Annotated in this window: 10 protein-coding genes; all 10 read left to right on the top strand. The window is 43.7% G+C overall.

The window, feature by feature from the left end; translation table 11 throughout:
• Positions 1 to 14 precede the first annotated feature (14 nt).
• The 10 genes from FZC79_RS02085 (at position 15) to FZC79_RS02040 (ending at position 12,620) form a co-directional block, all read left to right on the top strand.
• The gene (locus FZC79_RS02085; RefSeq protein ID WP_148945223.1) at positions 15 to 227 is read left to right on the top strand and encodes a biotin/lipoyl-binding carrier protein; all 213 of its coding nucleotides are present in this window, start codon (positions 15 to 17) and stop codon (positions 225 to 227) included.
• 445 nt (positions 228 to 672) lie between these two features.
• The gene (locus FZC79_RS02080) at positions 673 to 2,211 is read left to right on the top strand and encodes an acyl-CoA carboxylase subunit beta (protein WP_148945222.1); all 1,539 of its coding nucleotides are present in this window, start codon (positions 673 to 675) and stop codon (positions 2,209 to 2,211) included.
• Between the two features lie 441 nt (positions 2,212 to 2,652).
• Positions 2,653 to 3,546 carry a 2-dehydropantoate 2-reductase gene (locus FZC79_RS02075; protein WP_148945221.1) on the top strand — a complete coding sequence of 298 codons (894 nt, stop codon included), beginning with the start codon at positions 2,653 to 2,655 and terminating at the stop codon, positions 3,544 to 3,546.
• On the top strand, positions 3,547 to 3,933 hold the full coding sequence (locus tag FZC79_RS02070) for a DUF3397 domain-containing protein (RefSeq protein ID WP_148945220.1): 387 nt from the start codon (positions 3,547 to 3,549) through the stop codon (positions 3,931 to 3,933).
• 221 nt (positions 3,934 to 4,154) lie between these two features.
• Positions 4,155 to 5,774, top strand: coding sequence for a bacillithiol biosynthesis cysteine-adding enzyme BshC (gene bshC, locus FZC79_RS02065; RefSeq protein ID WP_252183218.1), 1,620 nt, complete (start codon positions 4,155 to 4,157; stop codon positions 5,772 to 5,774).
• A gap of 610 nt (positions 5,775 to 6,384) precedes the next feature.
• Positions 6,385 to 6,816 (top strand): division/cell wall cluster transcriptional repressor MraZ, encoded by a 432-nt coding sequence (mraZ, locus tag FZC79_RS02060; protein ID WP_148945218.1) that lies wholly within the window; start codon positions 6,385 to 6,387, stop codon positions 6,814 to 6,816.
• A 79-nt stretch (positions 6,817 to 6,895) separates the two neighbouring features.
• On the top strand, positions 6,896 to 7,828 hold the full coding sequence (rsmH, locus tag FZC79_RS02055; protein ID WP_148945217.1) for a 16S rRNA (cytosine(1402)-N(4))-methyltransferase RsmH: 933 nt from the start codon (positions 6,896 to 6,898) through the stop codon (positions 7,826 to 7,828).
• A 27-nt stretch (positions 7,829 to 7,855) separates the two neighbouring features.
• Positions 7,856 to 8,218 carry a cell division protein FtsL gene (gene ftsL, locus FZC79_RS02050; RefSeq protein ID WP_148945216.1) on the top strand — a complete coding sequence of 121 codons (363 nt, stop codon included), beginning with the start codon at positions 7,856 to 7,858 and terminating at the stop codon, positions 8,216 to 8,218.
• Entirely contained in the window at positions 8,215 to 10,428 is a 2,214-nt protein-coding gene (locus tag FZC79_RS02045; protein ID WP_148945215.1) for a penicillin-binding protein, read from the top strand. Before ftsL ends, FZC79_RS02045 begins: the two co-directional genes overlap by 4 nt.
• 275 nt (positions 10,429 to 10,703) lie before the next feature.
• On the top strand, positions 10,704 to 12,620 hold the full coding sequence (locus tag FZC79_RS02040; protein ID WP_286365347.1) for a stage V sporulation protein D: 1,917 nt from the start codon (positions 10,704 to 10,706) through the stop codon (positions 12,618 to 12,620).
• The last annotated feature ends 260 nt before the right edge of the window (positions 12,621 to 12,880 follow it).

Below are 12,880 nucleotides of genomic sequence, written 5' to 3'. Positions count from 1 at the left end.
AGGAGGAACAGAATATGAAAGAAATTACAGCATCAATGGCAGGAACAGTATTAAATGTGTTGGTTGAAAGCGGTGCGGAAGTCAGCAGCGGGGAGGCCGTCCTTATGCTTGAATCCATGAAAATGGAAATTCCGGTAGAAGCCGAAGCAGCGGGCAAGGTTGCTGAAATAAAAGTAAATGTCGGGGACTTTGTCAACGAGGGAGATGTTCTGATTACATTCGAATAAGGTTGGGTGTAAGGGTGATGAGGATATGAAGGCTGTTTTCCAGGAAAAATTTGTATCAATATGCAGCTGAGCTCTACTATTCTTACGTCGCTAAGAGGCTGCCGGGTATGGGTTCAACGCCCTCCCGGCTCAGCCCTTGCGCTGGAAGAAAGTTCCGTTCAATATAAAGCAGCCGCAGCCCTTGTAAACAGGGGGTTAGGTATACAGCCTTTTGCTGCTACTTGAAACTAATTCCGAAAAAATAACCAATAATTAACATGAATAACCTGGTATTCATGAAAAGAAAAGAGCTGCTCTCCCCGATTAGAGAGAAAACCTTTAGTATCCAGGGGAAAATCCTGCTCTGTGGATTTTCTAAAAAGCCACAATGTATGCGAAAACAGCCTGTTCTTTAAAACAATAATTACTGAAAAAGCAGCGCAAATGAAATAAAGGGGGATTTTCTATGTCTCAGAAAACATACGAACATGTACTGGAAGAGAAAAGGGAGAAAATATCCAGCGGCGGACAGCCGAAATATCATGAAAAGCTTAAGGAGCAAAATAAACTATTTGTAAGAGACCGATTGAATCTGCTGTTCGATCATGGGGAGTATCAGGAAGACGGCATGTTTGCCAATTGCCAGGAAGAAGGGCTTCCTGCTGATGGTGTAGTGACAGCAACTGGTAAAATCGGCGGGAGAACTGTTTGCGTGATGGCGAATGATTCTACAGTGAAAGCCGGTTCATGGGGAGCGAGGACTGTAGAGAAAATCATCCGTATCCAGGAGACTGCCCTGAACTTGAAAGTTCCGATTCTATACTTGGTCGACTCGGCTGGGGCCAGGATTACGGATCAGCTTGAAATGTTTCCTAACCGAAGAGGAGCGGGGAAAATTTTTCACAATCAAGTAAAAATGTCAGGTATGGTGCCGCAAATCTGTCTATTATTTGGACCATCCGCTGCAGGCGGAGCATACATACCGGCTTTCTGTGATATCGTCATTATGGTGGACGGCAATGCCTCTATGTATCTTGGATCGCCACGGATGGCGGAAAAGGTCATTGGTGAAAAAGTGACACTTGAAGAAATGGGCGGTGCCAGAATGCACTGTTCCATCAGCGGAGTGGGTGACATGCTCGCCTATTCAGAGGAAGAGGCAATCGAAGCTGCTAAAGACTATTTGACTTACTTCCCGTCAAACTATCTTCATAAGCCTGCTGCAGGCGAAGGGGTAAAACCAAAAGAAGGCAGGACGCTGGAGCAGATCATTCCGGAACATCAAAATGCACCATTTGATATGTACGAATGTATTGATGCTCTGATTGATGAAGGAAGCTTTTTTGAGATGAAGAAGTTATTTGCACAGGAGCTTGTGACCGGTTTTGCCCGTATCGATGGGAAACCGGTTGGAATCATTGCCAACCAGCCGAAAGTGAAAGGCGGAGTGCTTTTTGTGGATTCAGCTGATAAAGCAGCAAAATTCATTACATTGTGTGATGCCTTTTCGATCCCGCTTCTTTTCCTGGCGGATGTACCGGGCTTCATGATCGGCACGAAAGTAGAAAGAGCAGGGATCATCAGGCACGGAGCGAAGCTGATTGCTGCAATGAGTTCCGCTACGGTTCCGAAAATTTCCGTAATTGTCAGAAAAGCATATGGTGCAGGTCTTTATGCAATGGCTGGACCGGCATTTGAGCCGGATGTCTGTATCGCCCTTCCGACCGCACAAATAGCTGTAATGGGCCCGGAAGCTGCTGTGAATGCAGTGTATTCAAATAAGATTCAGGCAATCGAAGATCCGAAAGAACGTTTTGCTTATGTTCAAGAAAAACAGAAAGAGTATAAAGAGCATATTGATATTTACAAACTCGCGTCAGAAATGATTGTTGATGAAATTACAGGACCTAATGAATTACGCAGTGTCCTTATCGAGCGCTATAAAATTTATGAAACAAAAGAAGTGGAATTCAGCTCAAGGAAGCATCCGGTATATCCGGTTTAACGGCCAAGGGTTAGCCTTCAGATTATGATCTGGGTTAACCCTTTTTTTGATAGACATTTGGAAAAATCATAATGGGCGAATTTATCACTCCATATAACGAACTTATCATTTGAAGAGGTTCTTTTTGTAAAGCTCTTTTCGTAAACTTTGTTGCTATACCAGGCTAATTCCGAAAAAATCATATTAAGAGGTTTAAAAACTGGTAACACCGAAAAGAAAAGAGCTGCTCTCCCTTTATAAGAGATATAACTCTGAGTATCCGGGGATGTCTGAAGAAACAATATATGCGAAAACAGCCCTTGAAAGAGTGATTTTTATGTTTGCGGAGATTTTAAGTTTCAAAAATGTGTAAGAATGGCCTAAAGCTATTTTCTCACCAATGACACAATGGTAGAATGTTATTAGTAATATTAACCAGAATGAACGGATAGAGGAGATTGGATGAGAGTTGGAATTATTGGCGGAGGGGCAATCGGCCTGCTCTTTGCAGCCTATCTTGGTAAAAATAACGATGTTACCCTTTATGTGAAGAGACAAGAACAGGCTGAGGCCATTAATAATAAGGGCATTACTCTTCATGAAGGAGATTCCTGTGCATCTACCTTTATTAGGGCTTCGTCAAAAATGAAGAACATGACTGAACAGGATCTAATTATTGTCGCTGTCAAACAATATCACTTAGATGATTTATATGAAGTATTAAAGAATATTCCTTCCGGGATCTCCCTGCTGTTTCTTCAGAACGGAATCGGCCATTTGAAACTCCTGGATAAGCTGCCCCATGAGCAAATTTATGTTGGGACAGTGGAACATGGTTCTCTTAAGGAATCGGATCATGCAGTTGCCCACAAAGGGAAGGGCAGGACAAACGCAGCTGTTTACAGGGGAAGCGGAAAAAGGCTGATGGAGCTTTCCCGCTGCAGCGGTGATTTTCCAGTCGAGATGCAGCCGGATTATGAAGTGATGCTCTTGGAAAAGCTTGCCGTCAATGCGGTTATTAATCCACTGACAGCTGTGCTGGGGGTCAGAAATGGGCGTTTATTAGAAATTACTGAGTATGAGGCTCTTGCTAAAGCAGTCTTCGAGGAGATCCTCCTTATATATCCAAAGCTCAATGGAGTCATCGGATTTGACGAAATAAAAGCAATCGCCTGCAGGACGGGGGAAAACACATCTTCCATGCTGGCGGACATCAGCGCTAAGAGACAGACAGAGATAGAAGCTATATTGGGTGCGGCTTTAGAAAAAGCAGAGCACTGTGGAATTCCGCTGAGTGTAATGCCAGTTCTTTATAAAATGGTTAAAGGGATTGATCATGAAAGGAGGAAAGAATAGTTGTCTACGATATTCTCCAGTTTTGTCGCTGTGTTTACTCTTATTCCTTTTCTGGGGTATTTTTCCTCTTTCGTGATTATGAAACAATTAACTGGCAGCCATAGAAGAGCTGTGAATACAGCTGTCAATTTAACGACCTTCCTCTTGATTTTCTCGGTCCATTTTATCATCCAGGCCATCTGGGACAAATCGCTGTTTTGGATCCTTATTCTTGTCCTGCTGATCAGTACAGGCATTCTTTCGGTAATTCATTGGAAAATTAAAGAGGAAATTGTGTTTCTGCATGTTCTCAAAGGCGGCTGGAGACTTAACTTTCTGCTGTTCTCAACAGCCTACGTTCTCCTGCTTTTTTACGGTGTAGCTTCAAGGATTATCCAAACCTTTTAATGGGGTATGAAGCAGCTGGATTCAGCAGGAGGTTCTATCACATCATACATAAGAAGGGAATAGGCTCATTTAGGCAGCTCTTTTCTCAGGCACGTCAGGTATGAAAGACAACTCTGATAAAAAGCTTTAACAACAAACCATTCAGGCAAGTTTTTTCCTTTTACTGTTGTGGAATGCTATACTACGAACAGTAGAAGATGGAAGAAAAGGAGTCATTTAATATGGAACTGGAAAGCTTATATATTCCAGCAACAAATCGTTTTGCTTCATTATACATACAACAGGAACCACCGGTTACTTCTTTTTTTCATTACAACCTTGATGAACCCGGGCTGTATGCTGACAGGGTCAAAGATATTAACCTAAGGGATTTCCCTCGGGAAGCTTTAGTGGAAGTGATTGAAAGGTACATGAAACCCTTCCCTTCGAGCGGCGAAGTTGAAAGATCTATGAAAAAGCTCAAAGAAGACGCCGTTGTGGTCATCGGCGGCCAGCAGGCTGGATTGTTGACGGGTCCCCTCTATACTATACATAAGGTCATTTCAATAATAAAACTCGCGAAGGAACAGGAAGAAAAAATGAACTATCCGGTTATTCCTGTTTTCTGGATTGCCGGCGAGGATCATGATTACCAGGAAATCAATCACGTGTTCGTTGAACAAAATGGAAAGATGGATAAAACCGGTTATCCGGAAAGAGCGACTGATAAGAGAATGGCCAGCGAGTTCACTTTTAATAAAGAAACGATGCGCAAATGGGTCAATCAGGTTATCCGCCATTTTGGCGAAACAGAGTTCACGAAAGGACTATTGAGGGATCTGGAAGACGCAATTGAGCGCTCTGAAACCATTGTAGACTTTTTCAGCAGCATCATTATGTCTCTTTTCAAGGACTATGGCCTGCTTATTATCGATTCAGCCTATCCTCTATTAAGGGAGTTGGAGAAACCTTATTTCCATCACCTGATCGAAGGCAGCGAAATCATATCAGAAAAAGTGAGAGAACAACAAAACATCATCTCCGAAAACGGTTTTCCTCTTACCATAGAGATGAAAGAGGATGCTGCCAATCTTTTCATTAATGAAAATGGTGAACGGATTCTCCTGGAACGGGAGGGGGATGTTTTCAGGGGTAAAAATGGCGAGATACACTATACCCTTGGCCAGCTTGAAGAGATTCTTGATTCAGAACCGCATCGCTTCAGTAACAACGTGGTCACCCGTCCGCTGATGCAGGAGTGGCTCTTTCCTACCCTTGCTTTTATAGCCGGTCCTGGTGAAATTGCCTATTGGGGTGAATTGAAACAGGCCTTCGACTGGGCGGGAAACAAAATGCCGCCTATTGTTCCTCGTTTGAATCTGACTATCCTGGAGAGGGATGTTAAAAGAAACGCTGATGAACTCAGCCTTTCTCTCGATGCTGTCCTGAAGGATGGTGTAGAAAGAGAGAAACTTCAATATTGGGAATCAGTAAAGGATACTGACCTTGAAAGCAGGATAAATGAGGCTGAAAGAATGCTTATGGCTTCCTATGAAGGCATCTTGCCGAAAGCTGCCGCTATTGATAAGGGCTTGGAGAACATCATTGAAAAAAACCTGTCATTTCACAAGCAGCAATTTGAATATCTCAGACTCAAAACCAATCATTCCCTTCAAAGCAAATATCAGTTGCAGCTGGGCAAATATGAAAGGATAGAGGCTTCCCTTAAACCTGGGGGAGCTCCTCAGGAACGCTTATGGAATCTTTATTATTTCATGAATCGATATGGAGAGGGTTTTGTAAAAGGCTTGATGGATCTTCCGATGGAGTTTGATGGAAAACACAAAGTCATCTCATTATAATTGAACCCGAAAGAAAGCGATGCTGTTCCAGCGTCGCTTTCTTCTTTTTGTATGACACAATATTTGCGAAAAAGGGTATCAGCTGTCTTTCGAGAGCGTGTTGAGAGAAACTTGAAGGGAGTGATTGGATCGCAGGTGTGGTAGACGTCCCGAGAGACACCAGAAGGACCGAAAAGTGTCGTAGGTGTCCCTCGAGCGAGTCATGAGAAACACCAGAAGGACAAAAAAGTGTCGCAGGTGTTCCTCGAGCTCGTCTTGAGAGACACCAGAAGGACCAAAAAGTGTCGCAGGTGTCCCTCACTCGTAAGCACCCTTTAGAGAATATCCGAAAAAGTTCGGATAGGTTATTCCTTTTATCCCCGCTAGTTAAAATTGAAGTCATTATTAACACTGCGTCAAAGGACAGGCAAATTAAAAAGAACTATAGCCTGTATTCCGTCTTTAATCCCGCCATAAAAGTCCCTCGAATAGTGGTAATGCAAGGGATTCAATAAATAATACAAAAAAGTTAAAAAAGCAGGAATTATTGTATTCAAAAAGAAATTAATATATGTGTGGAGAAAAGTGGGGGAATGTGGTACATTTGTGTTAGAAAGTGGGGGCAGTGGACATGTTCATGGGCGAATATCAACATAACATTGATAATAAAGGCCGTTTAATCGTCCCCTCTAAATTCAGGGAGCATCTTAGTGATGCCTTTGTATTGACCAGAGGGCTTGATCAATGTTTATTTGGATATCCCATGGAGGAATGGAGGGCTTTAGAAGAAAAGCTGAAGACTCTGCCGCTGACCAAGAAAGACGCACGTGCTTTCACTCGGTTTTTCTTTTCGGGTGCTACAGAATGCGAATTGGACAAGACCGGGAGGATCAATATCCCCTCCACACTTACGGATTACGCGAAGCTGGATAAGGAATGTGTAGTATTGGGAGTTTCCAATCGAATTGAGATTTGGAGCAAGCCTTTATGGGAAGACTATTTCTCACAGTCAGAGGATTCCTTTGCAGAAATTGCCGAGAATATGATTGGTTTTGATATCTAATCAATTCTGCAATACAACCAACTATTCAGAAATAGACTTTGCTTAAATGAATGCAGCTCGATTGGAAAGGTGAATCAGAATGTTTGAACATACAACAGTATTATTAAAAGAAACAGTGGATGAACTGAACATCAAGGAAGATGGCATCTATGTGGATTGTACTCTGGGCGGAGCCGGCCATAGTGAATACCTGGTCTCGCAGCTCGGGGAAAACGGCAGATTGTATTGCTTTGATCAGGATCAGACAGCAATAGACCATGCAAAAAATAAGCTTAGTCCCTACCTTGACAGGGTAACGTTCATAAGGTCCAATTTTCGCTATATAAAAGAAGAACTTGCAGATCAAGGCGTTAATCAAGTGGACGGAATTTTGTTTGATTTGGGAGTCTCATCTCCGCAGCTTGATACACCTGAGAGGGGATTCAGCTATCATCATGATGCTCCTCTTGATATGCGAATGGATATGGAAGGCGAATTGACAGCTCATGAAGTGGTGAACGAATGGTCGTATGAAAGCCTCGTCAGGATATTCTTCCGTTACGGAGAAGAAAAGTTTTCCAAGCAGATTGCCAGAAAGATTGAGGCAGCCAGAGACATCAAGCCTATCGAAACAACCGGTGAGCTGGTTGATTTGATCAAAGATGGAATTCCTGCTCCTGCGAGAAGAAAGGGAGGGCATCCCGCTAAACGGGTCTTCCAGGCAATAAGGATCGCTGTCAATGATGAGCTGGATGCGGTCGAAGAGGCACTTGAAAGATCAATTGAAATCCTTAAACCGGGTGGAAGAATTAGTGTGATAACCTTTCACTCTCTTGAAGACCGAATTTGTAAAACCATTTTTAAAGAAAAGGCTTCAGGCCCTGATCTTCCGCCAGGCCTCCCAATCATTCCGGACGAGTATAAGCCGGAACTGAAATTGGTGACGAGAAAGCCGATTCTGCCAAGTGAAGAAGAATTAGAAAATAATAATAGAGCCCGTTCTGCCAAACTGAGAGTTGCAGAAAAGGCGTAGATAAAATAACAGAAGGGAGCAGAGAGAGTGAGCAATTTAGCAAGGAAGTACCGTGAGCAGACAGTTCAGCAGCCGCAGCGGCAACCAAAAACCATCCCGGTAAGGGAAGAAAGGCCCCTCATCACCCCGGGGGAAAAAATTCTGGTTGCGCTTATTGGGGTAGTGTTTTGCTTTATGGCGGTGAACATAATCTCAACCCAGTCTTCAATCTATAAAGCCAATAAAGAAATTCAGGTTGTACAGTCTCAAATTGATGTTCAGGAAAAAGCAAATAATGATCTTAAACTGCAAGTCAGCGAGCTGAGTACATACGAAAGAATCTTGGAAAAAGCGAAAGAGCTGGGTCTTGATTTAAAAGAACAGAATGTTAAGGTTGTGCAGAATCAATGAAAAAGAGACCGGGAATGAGAATCGGAGCAGCCATCCTTTTTGGATTTTTCGGCCTGCTCTTTTTTGTTTTGATGGTTCGCTTTGTGACAATCCAGGTTACCGGGGAAGCGGATGGAAAGGTTCTGGCTGCACAAGCGGCCAAAAAGTACCTGAAGACAGGGGTTCTTGAAGCAGCAAGGGGTACAATCTATGATCAAAAAGGTGAAGTGATTGCCGAAGATACATCCGCCTATACCCTTGTAGCAATTCTTGACGAATCTGTGTCCCAGGATAGCGAAAAGCCTAAGCATGTTCAAGACATCAGAAAGACCGCTGCAGTTCTGGCTCCTTTACTGGAGGCGGATGAGTCTGACCTGTACGCCCGGCTCTCCAAAGGAGTGGAGGAAAAAAGATTTCAGGTGGAGTTTGGCAGTGTGGGGAGAGGCATATCACATCGTTTGAAGCTCGCTATTGAAAAAGAAGCCCTTCCTGGTGTCAATTTTGTAAAAGAGTCTAAGAGATTTTATCCTAACGGTGTATTCTCTTCTCATTTGATAGGCTTTGCCCAAAAAGAAGAAAAAGAAGATAATACTACTGAGATTGTCGGCAAGATGGGCATAGAGCAAAGCCTGAATGACTACCTGACCGGAAAAAACGGAAAGGTAAAGTATGACAGCGATAAGTGGGGATACATTCTCCCGCAGACAGAAGAGCATGTCACACCTCCGCAAAATGGTAACGATGTGTACCTGACGATTGATAAAAAGATCCAAACCTTCTTAGAAGAGACGATGAGCAAAGTTGATCAGCAATATAAACCTGAAAACATGCTGGCGGTGGTTGCCGACCCGAAGACCGGCAAAATCCTTGCCATGGCTCAGAGACCCACTTTTCATCCTGATACAAGAGAAGATCTTCAATCTTGGCAGAATGATATTGTCGAGACTTCCTATGAGCCAGGATCCACCATGAAAAGCTTCTCTTTGGCCGCAGCAGTCGAAGAAGGTGCTTTTAATCCTAATGAGTATTATGAATCTGGAAAATACTTTCTGGAAGGAAATTCGGTGCCAATCCGCGACCACAATAATGGTGATGGGTGGGGAACGATCACCTATCTTGAAGGTGTCCAGCAATCCTCAAATGTAGCTTTTGCAAAGCTTCTTGATAAAATCGGAGAGGACCGCTTCAGGGAGTATCTTGATGCTTTCGGATTTGGCCGGAAGACAGGTATTGACCTTCCAAACGAAACAACAGGGCAAATCCTTTATCATTATCCAATTGAGAAGTATACAACAATCTTTGGGCAAGGTACCACCGTCACTCCGCTGCAGATTATACAAGCCGAAACAGCTATAGCGAATGATGGAAAAATGATGAAGCCGTATATCATTTCTGAAATCGTTGATCATAATACCAATGAGACGATAAAGAAAACAGAACCCGAGGTTGCGGGGACACCTATTTCGGCTGAAACAGCTAAAAAGGTGAGAGAATACCTTGCGACTACAGTTACTGCTGATGATGGAACAGGCCGCAGATTTGCTATAGATGGTTATGATGTTTCAGGGAAATCCGGTACTGCTCAAATTCCAGATTATGAAAATGGAGGATATGAAATAGGAAAAGAAAACTATTTATTCTCCTTTCTCGGAATGGCACCAGCCGATGACCCGCAGCTGATTGTGTATGTAGCTATCAAAAAGCCTAGTTTGAAAACTAGTGAAATCGGTTCAGACCCTGTTTCAGGTGTCTTCAACCCGGTAATGCTCAACAGCTTGAAATATCTTAATATTAAACCGGAAGAGAATAAAAGCCTGAAAAAAGCTAAAGCAGCCGATCTTACGGGAGTTCCTGTAGAGAAGGCGAAGAAACAGCTGAAAGAGTCAGGACTCAATCCAATTATCCTCGGGGAGGGTTCCAAGGTTCAGAAACAGTCTGCCTCACCTGGTGAAGAACTCCTGCAAGGGGAAAGAATCGTTCTGCGTACCGATGGGAACCTGACTATTCCGGATATGAAAGGCTGGTCAGTCAGGGATGTGCTGAAGGTAACTAAAATGGCCAACTTGAAACTGAACATGGTAGGCACTGGGTATGTTACCAATCAAAATATTACGCCCGGTACAGCGATTAATGAAGCTGAGCCTCTTGTAGTAACATTCGAGACCCCGGAACAGCAGCTGGAAAAAGAGAAGAATGATAGTGAGACCGACGAAGAAGCCCCATTGAACTAGCAGGAAGGCCGGAGAGATGAATCTCCGGCTTTTTGCTGTTTAGAAAAGATTGAAGTTAAGAAAAGCAGAAAGCAATAGCTGTTTAACTTGCTGATCTAATGTGATACTACTTTTCTTTCACGCAGCCAAATTCTTTACTTCTAACAACACTCCATTTTCTTCTGAGATCAGTTCCCCGGGAAATGTTGCCCGTCTTCTCTGAAGTGTTATTCCTATCATACTTCCACTTGTACAGGCATATAATTGAACGAGCCAAATAAGGGGAGGTTCTACGTGTGAAGAGAGTATCGAATGTAACGGTGAGGAAGAGGCTGGCGTTTGCTCTGGTTATGGGGATTTTAATATTTGCGATTATAGATGTGAGACTAGGGTATGTCCAGTTTTTTATGGGGGACAAGCTGACAGGCCTGGCGAAGGATTCCTGGAGCAGGAACATTCCTTTCGAACCTGAAAGGGGAAAGATATTGGATAAAAACGGTGTGGAGCTTGCAACCAACCAGAGCGCTCCGACTGTCTTTGTTGTTCCCAGGCAGATAACGGATCCCGCCAAAACAGCAGAAAAGCTGGCAGCCGCGCTTAATCTGCCCTTGGAGGAAATCTATAAATATGTAACAAAATCCGCATCTATGGTAAGAATCAACGAAGCGAGGAAGATTTCCTATGAAAAAGCTAAGGAAATCAGAGACCTGAACCTCAAAGGAGTTTACATAGCTGAGGATTCCAAGAGGTATTATCCTTTTGGAAGTTATTTGTCACATGTGCTCGGTTTTGCAGGGGTCGATAATCAGGGATTAATGGGCCTGGAACTTTTTTATGATAAAGAATTAAGCGGGGATGGCGGTTCGGTGAAATTCTTCTCAGACGCTAAAGGGAAACGTATGCCGGATATGGCTGATGATTATGCTGCCCCGGTGGATGGACTGGACCTCAAATTGACCATCGACACCAAAGTCCAGACTATCATTGAAAGGGAGCTAGATATTGCAGAAGCGGCATACAATCCAGATGGGATTATCGCCATTGCAATGAATCCGAATAATGGAGAAATATTAGCAATGTCAAGCAGGCCGACCTTTGACCCGGCCAACTTCAGGAACGTCCCTCAGGAGATTTACAATCGAAACCTGCCTATATGGAGCACTTATGAGCCGGGCTCCACTTTTAAAATCATCACGCTGGCAGCGGCTCTTGAAGAGAATAAAGTAGATCTGACTAAAGAAAAGTTCCATGATCCAGGACACGTCGAGGTTGCGGGTTCCACCCTCCATTGCTGGAAGAGAGGGGGACATGGGACTCAAACCTTCCTGGAAGTTGTCCAGAATTCCTGTAACCCTGGGTTTGTAGAACTGGGCGAAAGGCTTGGCAAGGAAACGCTGTTCAAGTATATCAAAGACTTTGGGTTCGGCCAGAAGACTGGAATCGATCTGCAAGGTGAAGGGAAGGGGCTTCTATTTAATCTGGACCGGGTAGGGCCGGTTGAACAGGCAACCACCGCTTTCGGCCAGGGTGTTGCGGTTACACCTATACAGCAGGTTGCAGCCGTTTCGGCGGCAATCAATGGAGGGACTCTTTATCAGCCGTATGTGGCAAAAGAACTCGTGGATCCGAAGACAGGAGAAGTGGTTATGAGAAATTCACCACAGGCAAAAAAGCAGGTCATCTCTAAAGAAACCTCAGAAGAAATCCGGTATGCCTTGGAGAGTGTAGTGGCACAAGGAACTGGAAAAGGTGCATTTGTTGATGGATATAGAGTGGGCGGTAAAACCGGGACAGCGCAGAAGGTAAAAGACGGACGTTATATGGAAAATAATCACATCGTTTCCTTCCTCGGGTTTGCTCCTGCAGATAAACCGGAAATTGTTGTTTATCTTGCGGTGGACAATCCAAAAGGAACTGTGCAGTTCGGCGGGGTGGTGGCTGCTCCTATTGTTGGGAATATCATTGGAGACAGCCTGCGGGCGATGGGAGTCCCTCCTCGGGAGGATCAAATTGAGAAAAAAATGACATGGCTGGATACTCCTTTGCTGGAGACACCTGATCTTATAGGATTTACTAGAAAAGAATTGCAGCAGCAGCTCATCAATTTGAAGCTGGACATCAGCGGCGAAGGAAATAAGGTTGTAGCGCAGTCTCCTGATCCAGGAGTGAAAATTAAAGAAGGCGGTACCATAAGAATTCAAATGTCAGAGTGATTCACCAGGAAGAAGAGTTTGCTGTCAGCCTGAAGCCGAAACTGAACTCGGTTATCGGTTTCGGGCATATTCCCTGATAATCACTCATTTCTTTTGTTTTCTGAACATAATCTAAAAATGAAGGGTCATTTTGACAGCTGTTGAATCCAAGTTGCCGTGTTATCTTGGGAAAATGTCAAAAACTAATCTAACTGGTTAATAGATTTCGGCGGTGTTTTTCTGTAAAATAAAAAATGGTTGCTTTACATACATGAGGAGTT

The organism is Rossellomorea vietnamensis, from assembly GCF_008180615.1.
In the GTDB taxonomy this organism is placed as follows: Bacteria; Bacillota; Bacilli; order Bacillales; family Bacillaceae_B; genus Rossellomorea; species Rossellomorea vietnamensis_D.
This window is presented reverse-complemented; position numbering and strand designations above follow the sequence as displayed.

Coding starts and splice junctions, on each gene's coding strand:
- FZC79_RS02085 (WP_148945223.1), top strand. CDS start 15: ATGAAAGAAATTACAGCATCAATGGCAGGAACAGTATTAAATGTGTTG.
- FZC79_RS02080 (WP_148945222.1), top strand. CDS start 673: ATGTCTCAGAAAACATACGAACATGTACTGGAAGAGAAAAGGGAGAAA.
- FZC79_RS02075 (WP_148945221.1), top strand. CDS start 2,653: ATGAGAGTTGGAATTATTGGCGGAGGGGCAATCGGCCTGCTCTTTGCA.
- bshC (WP_252183218.1), top strand. CDS start 4,155: ATGGAACTGGAAAGCTTATATATTCCAGCAACAAATCGTTTTGCTTCA.
- mraZ (WP_148945218.1), top strand. CDS start 6,385: ATGTTCATGGGCGAATATCAACATAACATTGATAATAAAGGCCGTTTA.
- rsmH (WP_148945217.1), top strand. CDS start 6,896: ATGTTTGAACATACAACAGTATTATTAAAAGAAACAGTGGATGAACTG.
- FZC79_RS02045 (WP_148945215.1), top strand. CDS start 8,215: ATGAAAAAGAGACCGGGAATGAGAATCGGAGCAGCCATCCTTTTTGGA.